This is a genomic window from Streptomyces sp. NPDC050448 (genome assembly GCF_040655295.1).
Lineage (GTDB): Bacteria > Actinomycetota > Actinomycetes > Streptomycetales > Streptomycetaceae > Streptomyces.
The window spans coordinates 242,398-268,157 of record NZ_JBFAJR010000002.1 but is presented as its reverse complement, the minus strand read 5'-3'; the positions used below and the strand labels follow the sequence as shown (position 1 = coordinate 268,157).

Below are 25,760 nucleotides of genomic sequence, written 5' to 3'. Positions count from 1 at the left end.
GAGGAGCGTGGCTTCTTATGAGGGGCGAACCAAGTTGCCCGAAGTGCGGTGGCCGGGTCAGGGCGCCCGGGCTCTTCTCCGACTCGTGGCAGTGTGCGGTGCATGGCTCGGTGCACCCCCTGCAGCCCGTCATCCCGCCCAGCGTCGAAGGCCTGGGCGTGGTGGTGAACCGGGCCGAAGTGCCGGTGTGGATGCCGTGGCCGCTGCCGGTGGGGTGGCTGTTCACCGGGGTGGCGGCGGCCGGTGACGACCGCAGCGGGGGCCGCGCGACGGCGGTGGCCTGCTCGGGTCCCGGACCGCTCGGCGGGATCGGGGAGCTGCTGCTGGTCGCGGAGGAGTTGGGTGTCGGCCTCGGCGCGCGGTACGCCGGGATCGACGGGCCCGACCCCGGTGCGTACATCGACGTCTCGGCCCCGCCGCACGCCAAGGTCGTCGCGGCGGGCCGCCCGACACCGCTGTGGCACGTGAAGGGGGCCCCGGAGGACCGGGCCGTGTTCGCCGGCGAGGCGCGCGGGCTGTGGCTGTGGGCCGTCGTCTGGCCGGAGCAGTCGGGCCTGTTGATGTACGACGAACTGGTGCTGACGGATCTGCGGGATGCGGGTGCCGAGGTCGAACTCCTGCCGTGCGGCGCCCTGAGCCCCCGCGTCCTGGGTCCCTGAGGCCCCCGCCGGGGGGCCGGGCGGCGGGCGGCGTGACACCCGCGCGACAGGCGGGCGGTACCCTGGGGTGTCCCCCCGTACCCGCGAGACCCCTGGAGCCCCGGCCGTGCGCATCGATCTGCACGCCCACTCCACGGCCTCCGACGGCACCGACACCCCCGCCGAGCTGGTCCGCAATGCGGCCGCCGCCGGGCTGGACGTGGTCGCACTGACCGATCACGACACCGTCGGGGGGTACGCCGAAGCCCTCGCCGCGGTGCCGCACGGGCTCACCCTCGTCACCGGCATGGAACTGTCCTGCCGGCTCGACGGCATCGGGATGCACCTGCTCGCGTACCTCTTCGACCCCGAGGAGCCCGAGCTCGCCCGGGAGCGGGAGCTCGTCCGCGACGACCGCACCCCGCGCGCCCACGCCATGATCGGCAAGCTCCGGGAGCTCGGCGTGGGCATCACCTGGGAGCAGGTGGCCCGGATCGCCGGCGAAGGCTCCGTCGGCCGGCCGCACATCGCCACCGCGCTCGTCGAGCTGGGCGTCGTACCCACCGTGTCCGACGCGTTCACGCCCGACTGGCTCGCCGACGGCGGCCGCGCGTACGCCGAGAAGCACGAGCTGAACCCCTTCGACGCCATCCGCCTGGTCAAGGCGGCCGGCGGGGTCACCGTCTTCGCGCACCCCGCCGCCGTCAAGCGCGGCCGGTGCGTACCCGAGTCCGCGATGGCCGAGCTCGCGTCCGCAGGCCTGGACGGGATCGAGGTGGACCACATGGACCACGACTCCGACACGCGCGCGCGGCTGCGCGCCCTGGCCGGCGAGCTCGGACTCCTGACGACCGGGTCCAGCGACTACCACGGCAGCCGCAAGACCTGCCGCCTCGGGGAGTACACGACGGACCCCGAGATCTACGGCGAGATCACGCGCCGCGCGACGGGGGCCTTCCCCGTACCGGGCGCCGGCGGAGCGACCGGCGCGTAACCGCGCCTCCCCGCCCTTTCTTCTTTCTTCGTAACACCCCTCTCTCCTGCAAGGCATCACTGTGTTTGACTTCGCCGTCTTCGGATCCCTATTTCTCACGCTTTTTGTGATTATGGACCCCCCGGGGATCACACCGATCTTCCTCGCCCTGACCTCCGGCCGCCCCGCCAAGGTGCAGCGCCGCATGGCCTGGCAGGCCGTCTGCGTGGCCTTCGGCGTCATCGCCGTCTTCGGTATCTGCGGCCAGCAGATCCTGGACTACCTGCACGTCTCCGTTCCCGCGCTGATGATCGCGGGCGGTCTGCTGCTCCTGCTCATCGCACTCGACCTGCTCACCGGCAAGAACGACGAGCCCAAGCAGACCAAGGACGTGAACGTCGCCCTCGTCCCGCTCGGCATGCCGCTGCTCGCCGGTCCCGGTGCGATCGTGTCCGTCATCCTCGCCGTGCAGAAGGCGGACGGGGTCAGCGGCCAGGTCTCGGTCTGGGCCGCGATCATCGCCATGCACGTCGTGCTGTGGATCACGATGCGCTACTCGTTGGTGATCATCCGGGTCATCAAGGACGGCGGCGTCGTCCTCGTGACGCGCCTCGCCGGCATGATGCTGTCCGCGATCGCCGTCCAGCAGATCATCAACGGCGTACTCCAGGTCATGCACGGCGCCTGACCTGCTCCTGCGTACGCGAACGCCCCCGCACCGGATCGGTGCGGGGGCGTTGCACGTTTTCGTGCATGTGCGGTGTGCGCAGGTGTCAGGAGGACGCACGCTCGGCCGGTCGGATCAGAATGCGCTGGCCCACGGCGGCTGCCTGCTGCACGATCCGGTTGACGGAGGCCGCGTCCACGACGGTGCTGTCCACGGCCGATCCGTCGACGTCGTCCAGGCGCAGAATCTCGAAGCGCATGGGGCTTCTCCCTTCGTCAGTGTTCTCCTTGCACTGTTCCAACGAAGTGTAAGAGGCAAACATTCCCTACGCTAAGGAAATTTTTTCCCTCGCTAACTAACCTTGGGGGTGAGCCTGCCAGAACGCAGCCAGTGCACCGGCCGTGACCTGCGGATTCTCCGCATTGGGGGAGTGCTCGGCACCCGGCACGACCACCCGGTCCGCACCCAGTCGATGTGTCATGTCGTCCATCAGCGGGACCGGCCAGGCGTAGTCGACCTCGCCGGACAGCACCAGCTTCGGCAGGTCCACACCGCTCAGCCCGTCCACCCGGTCCGGCTCGGAGACCAGGATCCGGCCCGTGGCGATCAACTGCTCGGGCACCGTCGCCAGCCACCGCCCGCGCAGGAACTCGGCAAGCTCGGGGGACTCCGGCACCGCGTCCTCGGGGTCGAAGGAGCGCATCGCCGTCCACACGCCCGGCATGTCCTCCCGCATCGCCTCCAGAGCGGCGACCAGCAGCTTCGTACGCTCCTGCTGCTCCTCGGAGATCGCGGCGGGCCCGCTGCTCATCAGGGTGAGGGAGGCGAAGGGCGCCGCGTCGCGCAGTACGGCGGCCCGCGCGATCAGCCCGCCCAGCGAGTGGCCGACCAGATGGACCGGACCCCCGTCCAGCGCGGCGGCCTGGGCGAGGACGTCCAGCGCCAGCTCCTCCAGCGCGTACGCCGACTCCTCGCGCGGTCCGGGGCTCTCGTGCTGGCCGCGCCCGTCGATCGCGACCACCCGGTACCCGGCGGCGGCCAGCGGCTCGAGGAGGCCGATGAAGTCCTCCTTGCTGCCCGTGAAACCGGGGACCAGCAGGGCGGTGCCGCGGACCGGATCGCCGGCCTCGTGCACGGCGAAGTCGCCACGGGCGGTGGACAGGAGGTGCGCGCGGGCACCGGAGGGCAGCGTGAGGCGGGGCGGCTTGCTCATGGCCAGAGGTTACCGGCCCGTAGGGGCCTGTCCAGCCCGGGTACGCCGGTGGCCCCGGCCCCCTCGGAAGGGGACCGGGGCCACCGGACGGCGGAACGGGGGTCAGGCCTCCGTGGTCTCCGCGACGGCCTTGCGGGTCCGCGTGCGCTTCGGCTTGGCCGGGGCCTCCTCGGCCACCGCGGCGGCCTCGGCGACCGGAGCGGCCTCCGCGACCTTGCGGGTCCGGGTGGTGCTGGTGCGGCGGGCCTTGACCGGCTCCACGGGCGGGGCCACCTGGAAGTCCGGCTCCGGGGCCGCGTCGACGGCCTTGCGGGTCCGGGTCCGGCGGGCCTTGACCGGGGCCTCCTCGGCGGGGGCCTCGGCGATCGGGGTCACCTGGGCGAGGACGGGCTTCTGGGTCGGAACCCGGCGGGCCCTGACCGGCTCGGCCTTGACCGGCTCGGCCGGCGGAGCCTGCTGGAAGTCCGCCTCCACCACGACCGGAGCCTCGGCGGCCTTGCGGGTCCGGGTCCGGCGGGCCTTGACCGGGGCCTCCTCGGCGGGGGCGGCCGGAGCCTCGACGACCTGGGCCGCAACGACCTGGGCCTCGACGACCGGCGCGGCCTCCCGGGCCGGGGCCACGGCGGCAGCGGCGGCGGCCGTGGTCACGGAACGCGTCCGGCGACGACGCGGCTTGCGCGGCTCGTCGGCGGCCGGAGCCTCCGGAGCCTCGGCCACGGGGGTGACGGCAGCGGCCTCGGCAGCGGCCTCCGCGGCCACCTCGGCACCGCCCCGCGTACGGCGGCGCTGGCGCGGGGTGCGCGTACGGGCGGGACGCTCCTCGACCGGCGCCGCAGCGGCGGCGGCCGGGCCGCGACCGCCACGGCCACCACGGCCGCCGGTCTCGCCCAGGTCCTCGAGCTCCTCGGCCTTCAGGCCGGCCCGCACGCGCTCGGCGCGCGGCAGGATGCCCTTGGTGCCGGCCGGGATGTTCAGCTCCTCGAACAGGTGCGGAGACGTGGAGTACGTCTCGGCCGGGTCGTGGAAGTCCAGCTCCAGCGCCTTGTTGATCAGCTGCCAGCGCGGGATGTCGTCCCAGTCGACCAAGGTGACGGCGGTGCCCTTGTTGCCCGCGCGGCCGGTACGGCCCACGCGGTGCAGGAAGGTCTTCTCGTCCTCCGGCGTCTGGTAGTTGATGACGTGGGTGACACCCTCGACATCGATACCGCGCGCGGCGACGTCGGTGCACACCAGCACGTCGACCTTGCCGTTGCGGAACGCGCGCAGCGCCTGCTCGCGCGCGCCCTGGCCCAGGTCGCCGTGGACGGCGCCGGACGCGAAGCCGCGCTTCTCCAGCTGCTCGGCGATGTCGGCCGCCGTGCGCTTGGTACGGCAGAAGATCATGGCCAGCCCGCGGCCCTCGGCCTGCAGGATGCGGGAGACGAGCTCCGGCTTGTCCATGTTGTGCGCACGGAAGACGTGCTGCTTGATGTTGGCGACGGTCACGCCCTCGCCCTCGGGCGAGGTGGCGCGGATGTGCGTCGGCTGCGTCATGTACCGGCGGGCCAGACCGATGACCGCGCCCGGCATGGTCGCCGAGAACAGCATCGTCTGCCGCTTGGCCGGCAGGTAGTTGATGATCTTCTCGACGTCGGGCAGGAAGCCCAGGTCGAGCATCTCGTCGGCCTCGTCCAGGACGAGGGCCTTGACGTGCGACAGGTCGAGCTTGCGCTGACCGGCCAGGTCGAGCAGGCGGCCCGGGGTGCCGACGATCACGTCGACGCCCTTCTTGAGCGCCTCGACCTGGGGCTCGTACGCGCGGCCGCCGTATATGGCGAGGACGCGGACGTTGCGGACCTTGCCCGCGGTGAGCAGGTCGTTGGTGACCTGGGTGCACAGCTCGCGCGTCGGAACGACGACGAGGGCCTGCGGGGAGTCGGTGAGCTGCGCGGGCGTGGCCCGGCCGGCCTCGACGTCCGCGGGAACGACGACCCGCTCCAGCAGCGGAAGGCCGAAACCGAGCGTCTTGCCGGTTCCGGTCTTCGCCTGGCCGATGACGTCCGTGCCGGAAAGGGCGACGGGGAGGGTCATCTCCTGGATCGGGAAGGGGGACACAATGCCGACGGCCTCAAGGGCTTCGGCCGTCTCGGGAAAGATCCCGAGGTCTCGGAACGTAGTCAGGGTGCTGCCTCTTCTGTGAGACGCGGCGCGAGGCGGCGATGGGGGGTCGTACCGTGCCTGGCTTGCAGTACTGCGCCCTCCCAAAGTTCGGGAGAGCCATTACGAAGCTGCGCGGGACCACTAGCCTTCGCTCAAGCGCTCGTGCCGCTGAGGGGGCCCCTCGTGGAGAGGCGGTACGCATGGACGTACGCATCACGCCGAGGGCGGTCGGGTTGGAGCCGATCGGGCCACCGACCGGGCATCCTCATTCGGATGGCCCGCCGAGTATCCGGCAGGCGCATTACCACTGTACCCCGGAATCGCGCAGGTGTGTCGGGTGAATTCACCTGGTAGTCGCGTTTAGGCGGGTCGACAGTGACCGGATGCGGTGCCTTGAAGGGCGTTCCGGCGGGCTATTGTGCGGAGCATGTCGACCGTTGAAAACGCATCGCCCTCCGACGACAGCGCCGCCGCCGAGGAGACCGGGATCGCTGCCCAGGACTGGGCGACCGCCTCCGCCTCGCCGCAGTACCGGGCCGCCGTCGTGGACCTGCTGGGCGCGCTCGCGTACGGAGAGCTCGCGGCCTTCGAGCGCCTCGCGGAGGACGCGAAGCTCGCGCCCACCCTCGACGACAAGGCCGAGCTCGCGAAGATGGCCTCCGCGGAGTTCCACCACTTCGAGCGGCTGCGCGACCGGCTGGCGGAGATCGACGCCGATCCCACCGCCTCCATGGAGCCCTTCGCCAAGGGCGTCGACGACTTCCACCGCCAGACCGCGCCGTCGGACTGGCTGGAGGGCCTGGTCAAGGCCTACGTCGGCGACTCGATCGCCAGCGACTTCTACCGCGAGGTCGCCAGCCACCTGGACACCGACACCCGCGCCCTCGTCGTGAGCGTGCTGGACGACACCGGCCACGGCGGCTTCGCCGTCGAGAAGGTGCGGGCCGCCATCGAGGCCGACCCGCGCTGCGGCGGCCGGCTCGCGCTGTGGGCCCGCCGGCTGATGGGCGAGGCGCTCTCGCAGGCGCAGCGCGTGGTCGCCGAGCGCGACGCGCTCTCCACCATGCTGGTCGGCGGCGTGGACGGGATGGCGGCCGGCTTCGACCTGGCGGCCGTCGGCGAGATGTTCACCCGGATCACCAAGGCGCACACGAAGCGGATGGCCGCACTGGGCCTCGCCGCCTGATCGTCCTGCCTGTCCTTGCCACTCGTACGTCGGCCCCGGCGCGGAATCCCGCGCCGGGGCCGACGTACGTACGCAGGTCACTCGGAGGACCGGTCGGTCAGCCCTGTGACGGGAGCGAAAACGGAGCCCGGTGGGATGATCGCCGGGGCCTCGCGCCGGGGCGCAGCAGCAGCGACAGGACGACCGCGGACACCAGCACCGAGCCGATCAGGGTCGCGGTCAGCGTGTTGTGCCCCGGGCCGAGCGCGAACTGTGTGAGATAGGCCCCGAACAGCGCTCCCAGCATCCCGCTGACCAGCACCACTCTCGGGGACGGCAGCCGCTGCGCGAGCACCCGCACGGCCACTCCGGCAAGGGCGAGGCCCAGGAGGGCGGAGCCGAGCGCTTCCATCAGCAGCATGTGGGCCTCCCGCAGGTCAGGGGCAAACCGGTTCACTGCGGTCCTACCCGAAGCGGAAGAAAGGGAAACGGCCCGGTGGAGTCATCCACCGGGCCGTTCCGCCTCGTTCTCGAACGCCGATCGCGATGCGTCAGAGCGCGCCGAAACCGACCTTGCGCGCGCTCGGCTCGCCCAGGTCGACGTACGACAGGCGGTCGGCCGGCACCAGGACCTTGCGGCCCTTGTTGTCGGTGAGGCTCAGCAGCGGCTCCGAACCGGTCAGCGCGGCGGTGACGATGCGCTCCAGCTCCTCGGCGCTCAAGTCGCTCTCCAGCACGATCTCCCGGGGTGCGTGCTGCACGCCGATCTTGACCTCCACGGCTTTGTCCCTCCGATGGTCGGTTGTGCGCGATCAGCCGCGCCGTACCCGGTCCACATTAGCCCGGAGAGGCGACGCGGATGCGGCGCTCCGGACATGCTCGCAGCGAACAGCGGCCGGTCAGACCCGTCGGACCGGGGTCAGGCCTGCCCCGGCTGTCCGCCCTCCGTGCCGTGCAGCGGGAAGCCGGCGATACCGCGCCAGGCCAGCGAGGTCAGCAGCCCCACCGCCGTGTCGCGGGCGACCGGGCTCTCGCTGGAGAGCCAGTACCGGGCCACGACCTGCGAGACCCCGCCCAGGCCCACGGCGAGCAGCATCGACTCGTCCTTGGACAGGCCGGTGTCCTCGGCGATCACGTCGGAGATGGCCTCGGCGCACTGGAGCGAGACGCGGTCGACGCGCTCGCGCACCGCCGGCTCGTTGGTCAGGTCGGACTCGAAGACCAGCCGGAACGCGCCGCCCTCGTCCTCCACGTACGCGAAATAGGCGTCCATGGTCGCGGCCACGCGCAGCTTGTTGTCCGTCGTCGACGCGAGCGCCGTGCGCACGGCGAGCAGCAGGGCCTCGCAGTGCTGGTCCAGCAGCGCCAGGTAGAGGTCGAGCTTGCCCGGGAAGTGCTGGTACAGCACCGGCTTGCTGACTCCCGCACGCTCGGCGATGTCGTCCATCGCCGCCGCGTGGTAACCCTGCGCGACGAAGACCTCCTGGGCCGCGCCCAGGAGCTGATTGCGTCGGGCTCGGCGCGGCAGTCGCGTGCCCCGGGGACGCGCTGCCTCGGTCTGCTCGATGGCTGTCACGCCGCCTCCCACTTTCTCTAAGAACACAGTGCGCTCTGCGCCGCGCCGCCATCGTACTTTTCGGTAACCGAATCTGTAGGGTCGAAGCCGAGTTTTCTCGCTGTACGGACCGCCCGGAGGCGCTGGTCAGCGGTGCTCGGCAGGGTACCGGGCGGTAGCCGGAGCTGGGGTTACCTCCCGGGCCGCCAGGCCCGGGGGGAGTCAGCGGTAGTCGTCCTCGTCCAGGGTCACCACCCGCGCCTGCTCGACGGCGTCCCCGTCCGCAGCCTCGTCGCGGTCCACCCCGGTGACCCGGTCGTCGTCGTCGGGCTGCAACTCGGCCAGCTGCTCCGCCGCATCGGCCTCGGGCGCCTCGTCGTCGAGGGATTCCCGGAAACGGTTCTGGAAGGTATCCGGCTCTGCGGGGTCGACGGTCATGTGGCTCCCCTTCTTCCCTCACCCCTCGTGGGCCTGCCCTACCTACGAGCCTAGGAGGATCGCGGATACCCCGCTACGCGGATCCCCATGCGTCTGTGATGCCGAACACAAGAGTCCGGACGTGATCGTCTCGTAACATTGGCCGCATGTCTTCGACCGAGCTGCCGGGTGTGCGATCCACGGCCGAGCCGTCCTCCCAGGTGGGAGCGGTTCACATCGCCGAAGGGGAGCAGCTGCGCGTCGCCGTGCTGCCCGGACTGGAGCTTGCCGTCCGGTCCCGGCCCCCGCGGCGTACCGGCCTGCCCCCCGCGCTGTTCGTGCACGGGCTCGGCGGTTCGTCGACGAACTGGTCGGACCTCATGGTGCAGTTGGAGGACGCCGTCGACGGCGAGGCCCTCGACCTGCCCGGCTTCGGCTGGTCCCCGCCGCCCGCCGACCGTGACTACTCGGTCACGGCGATGGCCCGCGTGGTCATCCGGCACCTCGACGCCGCCGACCGCGGCCCCGTGCACCTCTTCGGCAACTCCCTCGGCGGCGCCGTCTCCACCCGGGTCGCGGCCGTCCGCCCCGACCTCGTGCGCACGCTCACCCTGATCTCGCCCGCGCTGCCCGAGCTGCGCGTGCAGAAGTCGGCCGTGCCGACCGCCCTGCTCGCCGTACCCGGGATGGCGTCCCTGTTCGGCCGGCTGACCCGCGGCCTGACCGCCGAGGAACGCACCCGCGGGGTGACGGACCTCTGCTACGGAGACCCCTCCCGGGTGGCGCCGGAGGGCTTCGGGCGCGCCGTCGCGGAGATGGAGCGGCGGATGGCCCTGCCGTACTTCTGGGAGGCGATGACCCGCTCCTCGCGCGGCATCGTCGACGCGTACACCCTCGGCGGGCAGCACGGGCTGTGGCGCCAGGCGCAACGGGTGCTCGCCCCGACCCTGTTGGTCTACGGTGGCCGGGACCAACTGGTCTCGTACCGCATGGCGCAAAAGGCGGCGGCGGCCTTCCGCGGCTCGCGGCTGCTGAGCCTGCCCGAGGCCGGGCACGTGGCGATGATGGAGTACCCCGAGGTGGTGGCGAACGCCTTCCGGGAGCTGCTGCGCGACACCGACCGAGATACCGAAGACGGCAGAGGCTGAGGACCGTGGGACGACATAGTCGCAAGGGGCCTGCTCCGGCCCCCGCCCCTGTCCACCCGGCACCGGCGGCGGAGCCCGCAGCGGCGTTCCCGTACGAGGAGCACGTGCCGTACGCGGAGCGCCCCCCGTACGAGGAGCGCCCCCCGTACGAGGAGCGCCCCCCGTACGAGGAGCACCCCCCGTACGAGGAGCACCCCCCGTACGAGGAGCACCCCCCGTACCAGGAGCACCCCCCGTACGCGGAGCGCCCCCCGTACCAGGAGCACGTCCCGTATCAGGACCACGTCCCGTACGAGCAGCAGTTCCCGTACGAGGAACCGCGCGGCGGCCACCCCGAGCAGCGCGAGCCCGGCGGCGCCTGGGGCGCGGGGCCCGACGCGGTGTACGGGGACTGGCGAGGCGTACCGCGGACGCGGCGTTCGGCCGCCGCCGTACTGGACACCGACACCCCGGCCTTCGGCACGCCCGCGGTCGGCTTCCCGCAGGTGACCCTCCCGCCGCCCGCCGCCGACCCCTCCACATCCACCGGCTCGCACCGCCTGGTGCCCGGACCGCGCGCACCGATGGCCGCGGCCGCTGCGGCCCCGCCCGTGGCGCCTGCCGCGCCTGCCGGACCCGCCGCCCCCCTCGCACCGGCGGCTCCCGCCGAGGAACAGCCCGGCTCCGGGCGCGGGCGGAGGGCCCGTGTGTACACCGGCGTGGCCGCCGCGGCCGTCACCACCGTGCTCGCCGTCGTCGTGGCCGTGCAGATGGCCTCCGACGGCGACAGCGCCTCCTCGCCCACCGCGCGGGCCGCCGGCAACGACCCGAAGCGCGCCGAGCCCGGCCAGTCCGCGGCCTCCCGCTCCGACGGCCGGGCGACCCCCGCGGCTCCCGCGCAGGAGCTGTCGTACGAGCAGAAGATGGCCCAGCAGCTCCCCATCGACGAGAAGCTGAAGGGGCCCGGGACCTTCGACACCGTCCCCGGAGTGGCGCCGGCGCCCGGCAAGGGCAAGGTGGTCCGCTACCGGGTCGACGTCGAGCAGGGGCTCGGCCTGGACGCGCAGCTGTTCGCCGAGGCCGTGCACCGCACCCTCAACGACGACCGCAGCTGGGGCCACGGCGGTACGAAGAGCTTCGAGCGCGTGCCGGGCGGCGAGGCCGACTTCGTGATCACGCTGGCCAGCCCCGGCACCACCGGCGTGTGGTGCGCGAAGTCCGGGCTGGACACCACCGTCGACAACGTCAGCTGCGATTCCGCGTCCACCGACCGGGTCATGATCAACGCGTTCCGCTGGGCGCAGGGCTCGCCGACGTACGGCGCGGACCAGATGTTCGCGTACCGGCAGATGCTCATCAATCACGAGGTCGGGCACCGGCTCGGGCACGGGCACGTGAACTGCCAGACCGCGGGCTCGCTCGCGCCGATCATGCAGCAGCAGACGAAGTCGCTCGACATCGACGGCATCCAGTGCAAGCCCAACCCCTGGGTGTTCCCCGGGAGTTGATGCCGACGGCTCGGCGTGGCCGGCCCGGCTCGGCCGATGTCACGAGGGCCGTAGGCCCTTTCTAGCGCGCTCGAACGCGGACCGCAGGCGAAAGTTACGACTCTTCACCCCTTCCGGTGGCGCGACGGACAACCGTCCGTCGCGTCATCGGCATATCCGCTTGAGTTTCCCGCGGCGGGTCACCGGACCGACGGCGACCGCCTGACGGGAGATCGGGGGTGCCACTCGTGCGGATCGGACTGCTCACGGAAGGTGGTTATCCGTATGCGACGGGAGAGGCGAGGCTGTGGTGCGACCGGCTGGTCCGCGGGCTGCCGCAGCACGAGTTCGAGCTCTATGCGCTGAGCCGCAGCGCCGAGCAGGAGGAGCGCGGCCGGGTCGTCCTGCCCGAGCACGTCACCCGCGTCTGGACCGCACCGCTCTGGGCCCCGGCGGACGACGGGCGCACGTACTCCCGGCGTGAGCGCCGCCGCTTCGCCGAGTGCTTCAAGGAACTGGTCCGCGGCATCTGCGCGGGCGAGCCCGAGCCGTTCGCCGCCGGACTGTACGGACTGGCCGAACTCGCCCGGGAACAGGGCGGGTTGTACGCGGCCCTGCGCTCCGAGACCGCGGTCCGGGCGGTGGAGTCAGCCTGCCGCGCCCCCGGCGCCCGCCGCTCCGTACAGCGCGCCCAGGTGGCCGACCTGCTGGACTTCGTCGACGAACTGGAGCGGCTGCTGCGGCCGTTGTCCCTCGACTGGTACGAGGACCTGTGCGAGGTCGACGTCTGCCACGCGGCCGCCGGCGGGATTGCCGCGCTCCCCGGCCTGCTGGCCAAACGCTTCTTCGGGGTACCGCTGCTGGTCACCGAGTACGGGGTCCAGCTGCGGGCCCACTACCTGGAGCACTCGGCGGACGCTCCCCCCGGGCCGGGCCGGCCGGGAGGCGCCCCCAGGCCCGCCGTACGGGCCCTGCTCGCGGCCTTCCACATGCGGCTCGCCGCCGAGATCTACGCCCGGGCCGACCTCCTCACCCCCGGCAACGCGCACGCCCGGCGCTGGCAGGAGCGCTGCGGCGCCACCCGCGACCGGCTGCAGACGGTGTACCCCGGGATGGAGGCGGACCGATTCGCCACCGTCGGCGAGGACCCGGAGTGCGGCGAGCCGGACACCCTGGTCTGGGTCGGCCGGATAGAGCCCGCCAAGGACCTGATCGCGTTGCTGCACGCCTTCGCCGAGGTGCGCAGGGCCGCGCCGGACGCCCGGCTGCGGATCTTCGCGACGGCCGTGGTCCCCGGCTACCTCGCCGACTGCCGCTCGCTCGCCGCGCAGCTCTTCCCCGACGAGGCCGCCGACGCCGTCACGGCCGGGGAGAACCCCGTCACCTTCGAGGAGATCGGCGGACCCGAGGCCCCCTCGCCGGCCGACGCGTACGGCTCCGGGAGGGTCGTCGTGCTGTCCTCGGTGATCGAGGGCTTCCCGATCACCCTCGCCGAGGCGATGCTCTGCGGCCGGGCCACCGTGTCCACGGACGTCGGCGCCGTGTGCGAGGTCATCGGCGGCACCGGCCTCGTCGTCCCGCCGCGCAACCCGCGGGCGCTGGCCGACGCCTGTCTGTCGCTGCTGCGGGACCCCGAGCGTGCCCACCGGCTCGGTGCGGCCGCCCGGGCCCGGGCCCTGGAGCTGTTCACCGTCGAGCAGAACGTGGCCGCCTTCCGGGAGATCTACCTGCGGCTGCTGGCCCGCGGATCGGCCCGGCCCGACGGGGGGATCCCCTTCGAGCAGCCCCCCGAGGCCCGGGTACCGGGCCACTGGACGAGCCCCACCTGGGCGGCTCCGGCCGCGGACCGGCCCCCGGGGGCCACGACGACGGCCACATCGGCGGCCCCGGCTTCGGCCCCGGCTGCGGCTGCGGCTGCGGCTGCGGGGACGGGCCCGGTTCCGGCATCGGCCTCGGCTTCAGCCCCGGTTCCGGCTTCAGCCCCGGCTGCGGCTGCGGGGACGGGCCCGGTTCCGGCATCGGCCTCGGCTTCAGCCCCGGTTCCGGCATCGGCCCCGGCCCCGGCATCGGCATCGGCCCCGGCCCCGGCCCCGGTCAAGACCCCGACCACCACCACGGCCACGGAGGCGACGGTATGACCCTGGACGAAGCCGCCCCCGTCGCCTCGGCCCCCCGCCGCAGGGCCGGCGGGGATCCCGTCAAGACGCTGCTGCACCGGCACCGGGCGCTGTGCGAGCGGGCCGTGGACCCGCTGGAGATCGCCGCCGGGCTGGAGGTGCAGGGCATCACCGACCGCACCGCCGCGCGCTTCCGGCACCGGGACGTCTTCTCGCTCGCCGAGGAGCTGTACGCCCGCACCCCGCGCGGGGACGAGCCGGCCGCGCCCTCCGCCGCCCGTCCGTCCGACGCCCGGACGTTACGCGGCTTCGGGTACGCCCTGCTCCCCGGGGCCCTCGCCCTCGGAGCGGCTGCCGCCGGGATGCCGTTCGCCGGGTCCGTGGCCGTGCTCGCCACCGTCGCCGCCCTGGTGTGGCCCGCCAGGCCCGCCCGGCCCGGGCGGACCGCCGCAGGCCGGATCCCGTACGCCGTGCTCCTGCTCGCCGCGGCCGTCGTCGGCTGGGCGGTGCACCGCCACGGCACCCCCCTCGGAGCCGGCCTCGCGCTGGCCGCGGCCCCCGGCCACCTGGTCGGCGCCGTGTTCGCCGCCCGGGCCCGGAGCCGGCTCGCCGGCAGCCGCGCCCTGGAGGACTTCGCCGACCGCGCCCGGCCGCTGCTGGTCGCGGCCGCCCTGGCCTTCACCGCGGCCGCCGCGGGGGCGGCCGCACTCGCCGGGACACCGCCGGCCGTCGCCGTACCGCTCGCCCTGCTGCTCTTCCTGACCCGGCTGCTGCTCGCGCACGGCGCCCCGCGCGGGCCCGTCGCCGCAGCCCTGGCCCTCGCGCTGGTCCCGGTCTCGCCGGCGGTTCCCGCCGCCGCGGCGGGGCTCCTCGTACACGCCGTCCTCGTGCTGTCCCGCGCGTCCGCGCACGCACGGCCCTGAGCACGCACGGCCCTGAGGCGGCCCCCTCCTTTCCCGCCTTTCACGCCGCCGCTCTTCGGAGCCGCCGCCGAAGCGCCGTCCCCCGGATCCCCGACCGCTACCCCTACCCCGACCCCGACCCCCTGCCCATCGACCAAGGAGACACAGGATGACCGGCCAGCCAACCGACCAAGGGGCCTCGCGATGAGGGTGCTGCTGATCGGAGCCAACGGATACCTCGGCCGCTACGTCGCCGACCGGCTGCTCGCCGACCCCGCCGTCCAGCTCACCGCGCTCGGCCGCGGCGACGACGCGGACGTCCGCTTCGACCTCGCCACCGGCAGCCCCGGCGCCCTCACCCGGTTCCTCGACGCCGTCCACCCGGGCGTCGTCATCAACTGCGCCGGTGCCACCCGCGGCGGGGCCCGGGAGCTGACCCGGCACAACACCGTCGCCGTGGCCACCATCTGTGAATCGCTGCGCCGCAGCGGCTGCGGGGCCCGCCTCGTCCAGCTCGGCTGCGCCGCCGAGTACGGGCCCAGCCAGCCCGGTTCGTCCACGGCCGAGGACGCCGTGCCCAGACCCGGTGGGCCGTACGGCGTCAGCAAGCTCGCCGCCACCGAGCTGGTGCTCGGGTCGGGGCTGGACGCCGTCGTTCTGCGGATCTTCTCGCCCGTCGGACCGGGCACCCCGGCCGGATCCCCGCTCGGCCGGCTCGCCGAGGCCATGCGGCGCGCGATGCAGTCCGGGGACGGCGAGCTCAAGCTCAGCGGGCTCGGCGTCCAGCGCGACTTCGTGGACGTACGGGACGTGGCGCGGGCCGTGCACGCCGCTTCGCTCTCCGCCGCCCAGGGCGTCGTCAACATCGGCACCGGCCGCGCGGTCCGGCTGCGCGACGCGGCGGCGGTGCTGGCCCGGGTCGCCGGGTACGGAGGCGCCCTGCACGAGCTGGACGTACCGCAGCAGGGGCAGCACGGACAGGGACACGGCCACGGACCCGGTCACGGGCACCAGGGCCGGCCGCACGGGCTCGCCGCCATCGGCTCCCCGCGCTCCGAGGCGACGGCCGAGCAGCTCGCCGCCGCTGCCGGGCCGCCCGCGTACCCGTACCCCGACGGCTGCGGTGCCTGGCAGCAGGCCGATGTGCGCACGGCCCGGGACCGGCTCGGCTGGCGGCCCCGGATCAACCTGGAGGAGTCCCTCGCGGACATCTGGATGGAGGCGGCGTGCCGCATCTGACGACGGCGGCCACGGCGGCCGCCGCGACCGAGGCGGGCCGCCTCGGCCTCGGCGTCCCCGGCTACGCCCACCCGCTGCTCGCGCCGGTCGAATGGGCCGAGCTGACCCGGCCCGGGACCCCGCTGCACTGGACCGTGCTCAATGTCACGGACGGGCCGGGCGGCCGGCCCGACCCACACTGCACGGAGGCCGCGGGCAGGCTCAGGGAGGCCGGCGGGACCGTACTCGGCCATCTCGCGATGCGAGACGGTGCGCGGTCGTTCGGTGAGCTGGTCTCCGACGCCCACCGCTTCCTCGACTGGTACCGGGTGGACGGGTTCTACCTGGCCGAAGCCCCGGCGGACGAGGCCGAACTGGCCGCGGTGCGCCGGGTCGCCGACACCCTGCGCGGCCTCGGCGACGGCCTGCGTATCGTGCTGGGAAACGGCACGCACCCGTACGAGGGCTACGCGGAGGCCGCCGACCAGCTGGTCACCTTCTCCGGCGCCTGGGCCGACTACCGCTGGTCGCAGGTGGCGGAGTGGACCGCCGAGTACCCGCCCGAGCGCTTCTGCCACCTGGTCCACGGGGTACCGCGGACGCATCTGGAGGAGGCCGTCCGGATCGCCCGCTGGCAGGGCGCCGGCACGATTTGGTTCACCGACCGGGGCAGCGCCGCCGGCCGCGATCCGTGGGCCTCAATGCCCGCCTACTGGGACGAAATCGTCTCGCGGATCGGACTGGGTGTCTCGGAATGAAGAAGGGCGTGGCAGTGTTACGGCAAGAACCACCGTTCAGACTTTCCCATCTACGGAGTCCCCGTGTCGCTGCCACCCCTGGTCGAGCCAGCTGCTGAGCTCACCGTTGACGAGGTCCGTCGGTACTCCCGCCACCTGATCATCCCGGACGTCGGGATGGACGGCCAGAAGCGCCTGAAGAACGCCAAGGTGCTGGCCGTCGGCGCGGGCGGCCTCGGCTCGCCCGCCCTCATGTACCTGGCCGCGGCCGGTGTCGGCACGCTGGGCATCGTGGAGTTCGACGAGGTCGACGAGTCGAACCTGCAGCGCCAGATCATCCACAGTCAGTCGGACATCGGCCGCTCCAAGGCCGAGTCCGCCCGCGACAGCGTGCTGGGCATCAACCCGTACGTGAACGTGGTCCTTCACGAAGAGCGGCTCGAGGCCGAGAACGTGATGGAGATCTTCAGCCAGTACGACCTCATCGTCGACGGCACGGACAACTTCGCCACGCGCTACCTCGTCAACGACGCCTGCGTGCTGCTGAACAAGCCGTACGTGTGGGGCTCGATCTACCGCTTCGACGGCCAGGCCTCGGTCTTCTGGTCCGAGCACGGGCCGTGCTACCGCTGCCTGTACCCGGAGCCCCCGCCGCCGGGCATGGTCCCGAGCTGCGCCGAGGGCGGCGTGCTGGGCGTTCTCTGCGCGTCCATCGGGTCCATCCAGGTCACCGAGGCCATCAAGGTCCTCACCGGCGTCGGCGAGCCGCTGGTCGGCCGCCTGATGATCTACGACGCCCTGGAGATGCAGTACCGCCAGGTCAAGGTCCGCAAGGACCCCGACTGCGCGGTCTGCGGTCCGAACGCGACCGTCACCGAGCTCATCGACTACGAGGCCTTCTGCGGCGTCGTGTCGGAGGAGGCCCAGGAGGCGGCGCTCGGCTCCACGATCACTCCCAAGCAGCTCAAGGAGTGGATCGACAACGAGGAGCCGATCGAGATCATCGACGTCCGCGAGATCAACGAGTACGAGATCGTCTCGATCCCCGGCGCGAAGCTGATCCCCAAGGGCGAGTTCCTGATGGGCACCGCCCTCCAGGACCTCCCGCAGGACAAGCGCATCGTCTTGCACTGCAAGACGGGTGTCCGCAGTGCGGAAGTCCTCGCGGTCCTGAAGTCCGCGGGCTTCGCGGACGCGGTCCACGTCGGCGGCGGCGTGATCGGCTGGGTCCACCAGATCGAGCCCGAGAAGCCGGTCTACTAAGCAGTCACCGAAGGGGTCGTGTCCGCGCCGTGTGCCGCGCGGACACGGCCCTTTCGTGTTGCGTCGTCCCCTTCTGCGCGTTCTGCGTGTTCTGCACGTTCTACACACCGAGGGGTTCGGAGGTCGGGGGTGGCTCCGAGGGGTTCTGCGACGGCGTGCAGACGGTGTTCGCGCCGGGCACCGTGCCGTCCAGCAGGTAGGAGTTCACCGCCGCCTGCACGCACTTGTCGCCGCTGTTGTACGAGCCGTGCCCCTCGCCCTTGTACGTGAGCTCCACGCCGACGCCCGGGCCGAGCCGCTCCACCATGTTGCGGGCGCCCTCGTAGGGGGTGGCCGGGTCTCCGGTGTTGCCGATGACGAGGATGGGCGCCGAGCCGGGGGCGGACACGTCGGGGGTCTCCCAGGCGCCGGCGACCGGCCAGTCGGTGCAGCTCATCAGAGCCCACCCGAGGAAGTCTCCGAAGACCGGGGACGCGGCGCGGAAGCCCGGCAGCTGCGCCTTGGTCTGCTCGAGCGTGAACCGGTCCTTGAAGTCGGCGCAGTTGATCGCCGTGTTGGCGGCGCCGATGTTGCTGTAACGCCCCTGCTGGTCACGGCCGTTGAGCGCGTCGGACAATGCCATCAGCAGCTGCCCCTGACCGCCCTCGGCCTCGTCGAGCCCCTGCTCCAGCAACGGCCACAGCTCCTTGGAGTACAGGGCCTGCGCGATGCCGTTGGTCGCGGCGGAGTCGGTGAGCATCCGGGTGCCGATGCCGGGGATGGGCTTCCCGGCCAGGCTCTTCTGCAGCTTGATGATGTTGTTCTCGATCTCCTTGGCGGTGCTGCCCTGGAGCCGGCACTCGTCGCCGCGGTTCACGCAGTCCTGCGCGAAGTTGCCGAGGGCCAGCTGGAACCCCTTGGCCTGGCCGAGCGCACCCTCCTCGGACGTCTTGGTCGGGTCCACGACGGCGTCGAAGACGGCCCGCCCGACGTTCTTCGGGAAGAGGTGGGCGTAGACCCCGCCGAGCTCGGTGCCGTAGGAGATCCCGAAGTAGTTCAGCTTCTCGTCGCCGAGGGCCTGCCGGATCCGGTCGAGGTCGCGGGCGGCGTTCTCGGTGCCGACGTACGGCAGCACGTGCCCGGACTTGTCCTTGCAGGCCTGCTGGTACTTCTCGATGTTGTCGACGAAGGCCTTCTCCTCCTGCGGCGTCTCCGGAGAGGAGTCCTGGGCGTAATAGGCATCGAGCTGCTTGTCGCCCTCGCACTGGACGGGGGCGCTGCGCCCCACGCCGCGCGGGTCGAAACTCACGAGGTCGTACCGCGCCCGCAGGGCCTCGTACTCCTTGGCGGCGCCGGGCAGGGTACTGATCCCGGACCCCCCGGGCCCGCCGAAGTTGAACACGAGCGACCCGAGCCGCTTGCTCTTGTCCCGCGCCTTGGCCCGGATCAGCGCGAGAGGAATCGTTTCTCCCTCGGGCTTGGCGTAGTCGAGGGGCACGTGGAGCGTGGCGCACTCCCAGTCCTTGGGCGGCGCCTGCCCCCCGCCTTCGGCGACATCGGGAGCCTCGCACACCCCCCACTTCAGCGGCGCGGCCCCCTTGGTCCCCCCGGCCCGGGGCGTCTTGCCCCCACCGCTGTCGGAACACCCGCTGGCCCCGGCCAGCCCAACGGCGACAACAACGGCAACGGCACCCCGCACCACGTTTCGACCCATGCCCCCATCCTGCGACCCCCTCGGACCCCTCGCCCCCGCGCTGACCCATTCGGGTCTGTGTCGTGGGGGCTCGCGGTGAGAAGGGGGGCTCAACATCCGTGCGCGGTAAGCCGAAAACTTTCGAGGGCGGCCAGATAGTCATCCCGAACGCCATCAGAGGGCAGGGAATCCAGATGGCTTCGAGCCAATTCTTCCGCCGCTGAAAGGGTCGTCTGGGCAAGCGTGGCGGTACTGACAAGCGCGACTGGCCCAAGTCGAGATGTCACGCTGATGCCCTTCTTTGTTGATCTGAACGTCAATCCGAAGGAAGTGTCGGCGCCGGTGAAAGAGGCAGTCTTGGCGCGTCCCGTCAGTGTTTCGCTGACGCAGTCAAGAAGCTGCGTTACGGAAACGTAGATCATCATTCCCTGATCGGGTGTATGTCCCGCGGAGCTGGCCTCTCCAAGTTCTCCACGCCAGAGCATGTCTCCCAGGTCGAACCCGCTGGGATCGCCCTGATTCGGCCGGACGGTGAATTCTGCGATCATGGGGTGTAGCTCTTTTCTATCGGGAAGAATGAAATGATTCTGTTTCCGTCGTGCGAGTCGACTATGAGTCGATACTGCGCCCTCATTCCATTGACGGTCATGCGCTTCTCGAACGTCTGAATTCGGCGAGCGGGATCGGACTGGCGATTTCCCTTATCGACCATCTTTTCTGCCGCTGCTTCAACCTGTTGGCGAGTGGTGGAGGGGGGCATGAGGTCTCCGTGTCCGGAGGAATGATTGCCTGATATGTGGCGCTCATCAATGTGCTGCCACCCCTCCTTCGAATTCCCATCCTCCAGTCTCGGCTTAGCCCGGCAGAGTGCCAAGCCGAGAGGGTCTATCCATTCGAAGGGATTTGGTCCGTACCAGTACTGATTGGGGCCGCCGGCCAACCCGATCGGGTCCGGGGAGAGGTAGCGGGCCGTTTCGGGGTCGTACGTGCGGAAGTAGTTGTGGTGGAGGCCGGACTCGGGGTCGTAGTACTGGCCCGGGAAGCGGAGCGGGGTGTACGCCGTCGCGTCGCGGTTCCACGTGGTGGTGCCCCACAGGGTGCTGCGGGTGCACCACGCCGTCGTGCCGTCCTCGGCCAGGAGGTGGGTCGGGGTGCCTACCAGGTCGGTGACGATCGCGAAGAAGCGGTCGTCGACCTCCGCCTGGTCGATGCTTTCCGTTTGGGTGAGGGGGTGCAGGCCCTGGTGGGTCCAGGTGACCGTGACTCCGCCGGTGGTCTGTTCGCAGAGGGTGGTGCCGTCCCAGGTGAAGAGCGTTTCCTCGACGACCGCGTCCGTCTCCGACAGGCGCTGTTTGGCTGTGCGGCGGCCCAGGGGGTCGTACGTGTACCGCCAGCGGGTGCCGTCCGGGGTGGTGACCGCCGTGAGCCGGTCTTCCGCGTTCCATTCGTAGCGCCACGTGTCCGGCTTGCGGGACAGGCGGGTCTTCTGCCGGACGACGACGCGGCCCAGTGCGTCGTGCTCGTACCGGATCGAGCCCGCGCGCGTGATGCGGGTGCCCGCGTACGTGCGCTCGCCCTGCGCCTCCGAGCCCGGGTGGCGGGTCGGCCAGGAGGCGCTCGTCTGGTTGCCCGCCTCGTCGTAGGCGTACCGCTCCGACCAGGACGCGGCATCCACCGCCGTGACGCGGGCCGCCGTGTCGAGGGTGAAGGTGCGGGGGCCGGTCAGCGAGTCGTCGATGCCGGTGAGGTAGCCGTCCGCCCGGTAGTTGTAGCCGCGGCGCTGGAGGGTCCGCCCGTCCTGGCCGACGACCGACTGCGCGGTCCGGCGGCCCATGTCGTCGTACTCGTGGGTGAGGGAGAGCGACGGGTTCAGCGTGCGGGTCAGCTCCTGGCCCGCCGCGTCCCGGTCGAAGCTCAACGTGCGACCCGCGGTGGTCAGCGTCGAGCGCCTCCCTGTCGCGTCGTACGCCCACGAGGACTCCGACCCCGTGGGGGTGATGCGGCTCGTGCGGCGCCCCAGGGCGTCGTAGCCGTACGTGAGGGTGCGGCCGTCGACCGTCTCCGAGAGCAGCCGGGCCGCCTCGTCGCGCAGCCAGGTGACCGTTGCGTCCGGGGACACCGCACTCGAGAGGGCGTCGAAGACGTCGTACGCGTACGTCGTGACCAGACCGGCCGCGTCCTTGCGAAGCACCTGGCCGAGCACGTTGTGCTCGTACGTCGTGGTCTCGCCCACCGCGTTGGTGCGTGCGCTGAGGCGGCCGGCGCCGTCGTAGCCGTACATCAGGGTGCGGTCGTCGAAGTCCGACTCGGTGGCCAGCCGGCCCGCCGGGTCGTAGCTGTAGTCCCAGGTGAGGCCCTGTGGATTGGTGACACCGGTGAGGCGGAGCTGCGTGTCGTGCGCGAAGGAGTAGCGGGCGCCGTCCGGGCCGGTTCGGGCGACGAGGAGGTCGAAGTCGCCGTACTCGGAGACGGTCACCCCGCCCACCGCGTCCGTGTGGGTCAGGCAGTTTCCTTCACCGTCGTACGTCCACGATTCCGTGCTGCCGTCGGCATTCACACGCTGGAGCAGACGGCCCTCGACGCTCCAGGCGAAGCGGGTGGTGTGGCCCAGTGGGTCGGTGACGGCCACCGGCCGGCCGAAGGCGTCGCGGGTGAACGTCGTCGTCGCGCCGAGCGGGTCCGTCGTCGACACCACCTGGCCCGCCGCATCGCAACGCACCGTCGTCGTATGGCCCAAGGCGTCCGTCACCGTGGACAGGTGGCCGCGGGTGTCGTACGTGAACCGCGTCGTGATGCCGGACGGATCGGTGACGGAGGTGCGGTTGCCGTGGTCGTCGTACGTCTGCCGGGTCACCCGGCCGTCGGGAAGGACGACCTCGACCGGCAGCCCCAGGGTGTTGTACACCGCGTGGATCTCGCGGCCATCCGGCCGGATCACCGTGGTGAGCCGGCCCTGATCGTCGTGGCGGAAGCGGGTGGTGTGACCGAGCGGGTCCGTGCGGGAGAGCAGGCGGTTGTACGCGTCGTGGGTGAAGTGGGTCGTCGCGCCCGTGGGGTCGATTTCCGCGGCGATCTGGGCGCGGTCGTTGACCAGGAACCGTGTGCGGTGGCCCAGGGAGTCGATGAGGGTGGTGCGGCCCGGCTCGTACGTGAAGCGGACATTGAGGTGGCCGTTGGTACCGGACTGGGCGATGCAGCGGTGCCTGTCGTCGTAGACGTAGTCGAAGTGGCGGTCGTTGGTGTCGGTCCAGGAAGTGATCCGGCCCAGTTCGTCGTATCCGAAGTGCAGGGGGCGGCCCGAGGAGTTCGTGACGCCGGTGAGGTGGCCGTCCGTGTAGCCGTAGCGGAGGACTTGGGTGCCGTCCGCCAGGGCGAGGCCGGTTATTCGGCCGTCTGATGACGTCAGGCGGAGCTCGTAGCCGCCACTGTGGGAGATGGTGCTCGGGGCGCCGGACTCGTCGTACGAGAAGGCGATCCAGGCGCCGTTGCGGTCATCCACCTGTACGAGGGCGCCGTCCTCCGCGAAGTGGCGGACGTGCCCGGACTCGGGGTCAGTCACCGTGTACGCGCCGTCGGCGTCGAGGGTGAGCGGCCAGCGCTGGCCGTGAGAGGGGAGGACGGCGATCTCGGGCTCGGGGACCGGGTAGGCGAGCAGGCTGCCGTCCTCGCGGACGAGGATGACGCCTTCCTCGTCGGTCTCCAGGCGCTGGTCGACCGTACTGGCCCAGGTCGGGCCGAACCATCGGCCCGAGCGGTACGAGGATTCGAAGGTCCGGCTGAAAACCAGCGGCAGTGAGCCGGGGAGCACGAGGTCCGTCTGCGGGAGGATCATCCGGCCCGTCGCCATGTCGACGGGGTCCTCACGGCAGGTCAGGTCCTCCTTCTTGGCGCGCGCCGCCGCTTCCTGCTCAGCCTTCTGCGCTGCCCGCGTCGCCTCCTTTCGGGCTGCGCTCTCCGCTCCTTCCTCCGCGATGCGGGCGCCGGTGCGGGCGGCGCCGCCCGCACCCTTGGTGCCGATGAGTTCGGGTATGAGGCGGCCCACGAACTCGCTCGGGTCTTCCAAGAAGCTGTCGAGCATGGGACCGGGAATGCGTTCGGGGTGGGAGGCCGCGGAGACGAGGCCCGCCAGGGTCATGTTGACGTGCTGGGAGTACTCGGCGGGGTGGGTGAGGTTGTAAGGGTCTACGGGATCGAGGCCGCGGCCGAAGCTGACGAGACCGGCTGTGCCTTTGACGACTCCGCCGAAGACGTGGCCGAACTCCACTGCCTGGGCGCCTTCGTAGTCGGCGAACTCGGCCAGGGCCTGCTTCATCGCCGACGGTACGGCTGGGGCATGTTCCAGGGCTGCGGCGAGCGCCCGCTGGGCTGCCGAAGCCGCGTCGTTGCGCTGGCGGCGGGCCTCGCTGAGGAGGTCCTTGGCCTGTTGGCGGCCCGCCTTGCCCGGGTCGGCGCCGGTTACCGGTTCCGGTCCGGCGTCGCGGCCCGCTGCGAGGTCTGCCTTGTAGGCCTCGGTCTTCGTCTTGTGCGCGTCCTCCGCGTCCTGCGACGCCTTCTCGGCGGCCTTGTAGGCGTCGATCGCGTGCTGGGCCTGGCGCTGGGCCCACTCAAGCGTCTCCAGGTAGCGCAGGAGTGCGCCGCCAGCCGCCTCGCAGGCGTCAGCTGCGTGCAGCCATTGCGTCGGGTGCATTGCGAACTTCTCGCGGAACGCGTCGGCCGCCGCGCCCTTCCAGTGCCCCGAGTCCAGGGCGCGCATGCCCTGGCCGACCCTGTCGAAGGCGGCCTGGAAATCCTTGAAATGATTCGCGGATTCGCGGATTGCGGAAGGCGAGCCGTGGACCAGTTCGTTGGCCCGCTCGGTCTGGCCGAGTTCCTTCTCGCGTATGGATACGCCGAGGCCCGAGGCGACCTCGTCGCCGAAGTCCTCGACCTTGTCCGCCCAGTCGTGCGCGCCGGCCGCGTCGAGGGCTCCGCCAAGCCCCTCGGAAGCCTTGTCGACGACATGTCCGGTGAACCTTTTGGCGGTGTCCAGGCCCTTGTCGACCAGCCGTCCCCAGCCTGTCACCGGCCCTGACCCTCCGGTGCCGGGCCGAGCACGTCCTCGACCGCGTCGTCCGCTTCGTCGCGCAGGCCGACCGCGTCGATGACCTGGTTGCTCAGGAGCATGTCGGAGCTGTTCACGTCGTGGGCCGCACCCTTCCAGGCCTCCTTGATGTTCCCCGAGGCGCGGTCGAGGGACTCGCGGCTGTAGTCGGCGTCGCGGATCTGTGTGAAGGGGTTGTCCGAGAGAACCTCGCTCCAGCCCTTCTTGGTGGTGTCGTCCTCGGAGGCGTACGGGTTGCCCCAGGCCGCGTTCGCGGCGACCTTGAAGCTGCCCTGGATGTTCTGGTCCTGCTCGTGGATGAGGCCTGCCGACAAGCCCACGTTCGCTGCGAACGCGTTCCCCTGCTGAACCAGGGATCGCACCCCCCACTCCCAGCGTTGACAGAACGTCCTGAGGGTGGAGGCCAGGCCGTCGTGGCCCGTCTGTATGTCGGAGAGGCCCAGGTGCGAGAAACCTCGGCCCATGCTGGCCGTGCCGACCATGCCGAGTTCCTTCAGCTCGGACAGCGTGTCCGTGATCCCCTTCGCGATCTGCTCCAACGACTGCTTCGAGACGTCCAGATCCGGCTGATTCCCGCTCACGCCGCAGCCTCCCCGTCGAGCGCCGCCGTGGCAGGAACGATTCCGCGCATGGGCGGGAAAACCGCGCCGCCGGGGCCGGCCGCGTTGAGGGCCACCCCGCACGGGAAGTCCACCGCCGGGATGACCTCATCGAGCAGCCGGGCACCCGTGGTGCGCCGGTACGGCCACTCCCGCTCGGCCTCGTCCCGCGCCACCGTGAACCGGGCCAGCGCCTCCTCGTCGGAGAACGCGCAGATCCAGTCCAGACCGCCGAGTTGGGCCGTCCACAGCCCGCCCTGCTCGTCCAGCGGCACCAGCACCGCCCGGCTGCGGAAGTCCGCCAGCCGTTCCAGCGCCGCTGTGCGGGCCAACTCGTAAGGATCGGCGGCGGGTTCATGCGCTCGCCCCGCGGCCTCCGTCCGCAGCCGGCCCCACTCCTCGTCGAACCCCACTCCGACACCCCCACGCCGTTTGCAATCGAATGCAATTCTGTGGGGCGTTCGAGTGGAATCCAACTTTGCGCCTTGTCCGGCGCACACATTGAGACGCGTGTGCGCGTGGGGGGTGAGGGAAGCCCTATGCGGGGAGCGGCAGGATCTCCCGGGCCGCCGTGCGGCCCGTGGACACCCAGGTCGCCACGCCTACGCCCTCGTATGCCGCGCCGCGCAGAGCCGGCCCCATGGAGCTTCGATGCCGCCTCGCGGATGCGGGTGATCCGGGTGCTGCGGCCCACGTCGTACGGGGGCGGGGGCCCAGTCCCGGCGGGCGACGCGGGCTGCGAAGGGTCCGCCCATCGGGCCCACCGCGTG

General features: G+C 71.7%; 23 protein-coding genes. 11 read left to right on the top strand and 12 right to left on the bottom strand.

Annotation, left to right across the window (positions count from 1 at the left end):
- Positions 1–17 precede the first annotated feature (17 nt).
- The 3 genes from AB0I68_RS03990 to AB0I68_RS03980 all read left to right on the top strand — a co-directional run bounded on the left by AB0I68_RS03990 (position 18) and on the right by AB0I68_RS03980 (position 2,299).
- Positions 18–659 carry a DUF6758 family protein gene (locus AB0I68_RS03990; RefSeq protein WP_363175581.1) on the top strand — a complete coding sequence of 214 codons (642 nt, stop codon included), beginning with the start codon at positions 18–20 and terminating at the stop codon, positions 657–659.
- 106 nt (positions 660–765) lie between these two features.
- Complete coding sequence (locus AB0I68_RS03985; protein WP_363175580.1) at positions 766–1,632, top strand: PHP domain-containing protein; 867 nt, start codon at positions 766–768, stop codon at positions 1,630–1,632.
- 61 nt (positions 1,633–1,693) lie between these two features.
- Entirely contained in the window at positions 1,694–2,299 is a 606-nt protein-coding gene (locus tag AB0I68_RS03980) for a MarC family protein (RefSeq protein ID WP_363175579.1), read from the top strand.
- An 85-nt stretch (positions 2,300–2,384) separates the two neighbouring features.
- Here AB0I68_RS03980 and AB0I68_RS03975 read toward each other — a convergent pair whose 3' ends face one another.
- The 3 genes from AB0I68_RS03975 to AB0I68_RS03965 form a co-directional block, all read right to left on the bottom strand.
- The gene (locus tag AB0I68_RS03975) at positions 2,385–2,537 is read right to left on the bottom strand and encodes a hypothetical protein (protein ID WP_363175578.1); all 153 of its coding nucleotides are present in this window, start codon (positions 2,535–2,537) and stop codon (positions 2,385–2,387) included.
- A gap of 96 nt (positions 2,538–2,633) precedes the next feature.
- Positions 2,634–3,491, bottom strand: a complete 858-nt coding sequence (locus AB0I68_RS03970) for an alpha/beta hydrolase (RefSeq protein WP_363175577.1) — start codon at positions 3,489–3,491, stop codon at positions 2,634–2,636.
- Between the two features lie 102 nt (positions 3,492–3,593).
- Positions 3,594–5,561, bottom strand: a complete 1,968-nt coding sequence (locus AB0I68_RS03965; protein WP_363175576.1) for a DEAD/DEAH box helicase — start codon at positions 5,559–5,561, stop codon at positions 3,594–3,596.
- 496 nt (positions 5,562–6,057) lie between these two features.
- On the opposite strand from AB0I68_RS03965, the gene AB0I68_RS03960 reads away from it, so the two are divergent.
- Complete coding sequence (locus AB0I68_RS03960) at positions 6,058–6,816, top strand: ferritin-like fold-containing protein (RefSeq protein ID WP_363175575.1); 759 nt, start codon at positions 6,058–6,060, stop codon at positions 6,814–6,816.
- 97 nt (positions 6,817–6,913) lie between these two features.
- Here the strand turns inward: AB0I68_RS03960 and AB0I68_RS03955 are convergent, their stop codons facing one another.
- The 4 genes from AB0I68_RS03955 to AB0I68_RS03940 all read right to left on the bottom strand — a co-directional run bounded on the left by AB0I68_RS03955 (position 6,914) and on the right by AB0I68_RS03940 (position 8,788).
- Positions 6,914–7,216: a hypothetical protein gene (locus AB0I68_RS03955; protein WP_363175574.1), complete on the bottom strand. Its 303-nt coding sequence runs from the start codon at positions 7,214–7,216 to the stop codon at positions 6,914–6,916.
- Between the two features lie 130 nt (positions 7,217–7,346).
- Complete coding sequence (locus AB0I68_RS03950) at positions 7,347–7,574, bottom strand: DUF3107 domain-containing protein (protein WP_352211690.1); 228 nt, start codon at positions 7,572–7,574, stop codon at positions 7,347–7,349.
- A 140-nt stretch (positions 7,575–7,714) separates the two neighbouring features.
- Positions 7,715–8,371 (bottom strand): TetR/AcrR family transcriptional regulator, encoded by a 657-nt coding sequence (locus AB0I68_RS03945; RefSeq protein WP_363175573.1) that lies wholly within the window; start codon positions 8,369–8,371, stop codon positions 7,715–7,717.
- A gap of 201 nt (positions 8,372–8,572) precedes the next feature.
- The gene (locus tag AB0I68_RS03940) at positions 8,573–8,788 is read right to left on the bottom strand and encodes a hypothetical protein (protein ID WP_363175572.1); all 216 of its coding nucleotides are present in this window, start codon (positions 8,786–8,788) and stop codon (positions 8,573–8,575) included.
- Between the two features lie 146 nt (positions 8,789–8,934).
- On the opposite strand from AB0I68_RS03940, the gene AB0I68_RS03935 reads away from it, so the two are divergent.
- From AB0I68_RS03935 to moeZ, 7 genes are all read left to right on the top strand, one after another.
- Positions 8,935–9,915 carry an alpha/beta hydrolase gene (locus tag AB0I68_RS03935; protein WP_363175571.1) on the top strand — a complete coding sequence of 327 codons (981 nt, stop codon included), beginning with the start codon at positions 8,935–8,937 and terminating at the stop codon, positions 9,913–9,915.
- A gap of 5 nt (positions 9,916–9,920) precedes the next feature.
- Positions 9,921–11,402, top strand: a complete 1,482-nt coding sequence (locus AB0I68_RS03930) for a DUF3152 domain-containing protein (RefSeq protein ID WP_363175570.1) — start codon at positions 9,921–9,923, stop codon at positions 11,400–11,402.
- Between the two features lie 227 nt (positions 11,403–11,629).
- Positions 11,630–13,519 (top strand): GT4 family glycosyltransferase PelF, encoded by a 1,890-nt coding sequence (pelF, locus tag AB0I68_RS03925; protein WP_363175569.1) that lies wholly within the window; start codon positions 11,630–11,632, stop codon positions 13,517–13,519.
- Positions 13,516–14,421 carry a hypothetical protein gene (locus AB0I68_RS03920; RefSeq protein WP_363175568.1) on the top strand — a complete coding sequence of 302 codons (906 nt, stop codon included), beginning with the start codon at positions 13,516–13,518 and terminating at the stop codon, positions 14,419–14,421. The genes pelF and AB0I68_RS03920 overlap by 4 nt, the downstream gene beginning before the upstream one ends.
- A gap of 183 nt (positions 14,422–14,604) precedes the next feature.
- Positions 14,605–15,639 (top strand): NAD-dependent epimerase/dehydratase, encoded by a 1,035-nt coding sequence (locus AB0I68_RS03915; protein WP_363175567.1) that lies wholly within the window; start codon positions 14,605–14,607, stop codon positions 15,637–15,639.
- Positions 15,627–16,376 (top strand): spherulation-specific family 4 protein, encoded by a 750-nt coding sequence (locus AB0I68_RS03910; protein WP_363175566.1) that lies wholly within the window; start codon positions 15,627–15,629, stop codon positions 16,374–16,376. The genes AB0I68_RS03915 and AB0I68_RS03910 overlap by 13 nt, the downstream gene beginning before the upstream one ends.
- A 63-nt stretch (positions 16,377–16,439) precedes the next feature.
- The gene (gene moeZ, locus AB0I68_RS03905) at positions 16,440–17,618 is read left to right on the top strand and encodes an adenylyltransferase/sulfurtransferase MoeZ (RefSeq protein ID WP_363175565.1); all 1,179 of its coding nucleotides are present in this window, start codon (positions 16,440–16,442) and stop codon (positions 17,616–17,618) included.
- Positions 17,619–17,718: 100 nt separating this feature from the next.
- Here moeZ and AB0I68_RS03900 read toward each other — a convergent pair whose 3' ends face one another.
- From AB0I68_RS03900 to AB0I68_RS03880, 5 genes are all read right to left on the bottom strand, one after another.
- Positions 17,719–19,311 carry an alpha/beta hydrolase gene (locus tag AB0I68_RS03900; RefSeq protein WP_363175564.1) on the bottom strand — a complete coding sequence of 531 codons (1,593 nt, stop codon included), beginning with the start codon at positions 19,309–19,311 and terminating at the stop codon, positions 17,719–17,721.
- 89 nt (positions 19,312–19,400) lie between these two features.
- Entirely contained in the window at positions 19,401–19,838 is a 438-nt protein-coding gene (locus AB0I68_RS03895) for a hypothetical protein (protein ID WP_363175563.1), read from the bottom strand.
- A complete protein-coding gene (locus tag AB0I68_RS03890; protein ID WP_363175562.1) occupies positions 19,835–24,352 on the bottom strand; it encodes a putative T7SS-secreted protein in 4,518 nt (1,505 codons plus the stop codon). Before AB0I68_RS03890 ends, AB0I68_RS03895 begins: the two co-directional genes overlap by 4 nt.
- Positions 24,349–24,972 carry a hypothetical protein gene (locus AB0I68_RS03885; RefSeq protein WP_363175561.1) on the bottom strand — a complete coding sequence of 208 codons (624 nt, stop codon included), beginning with the start codon at positions 24,970–24,972 and terminating at the stop codon, positions 24,349–24,351. The genes AB0I68_RS03890 and AB0I68_RS03885 overlap by 4 nt, the downstream gene beginning before the upstream one ends.
- Positions 24,969–25,322, bottom strand: a complete 354-nt coding sequence (locus tag AB0I68_RS03880; RefSeq protein ID WP_363175560.1) for an SseB family protein — start codon at positions 25,320–25,322, stop codon at positions 24,969–24,971. The genes AB0I68_RS03885 and AB0I68_RS03880 overlap by 4 nt, the downstream gene beginning before the upstream one ends.
- Between the last annotated feature and the right edge of the window lie 438 nt (positions 25,323–25,760).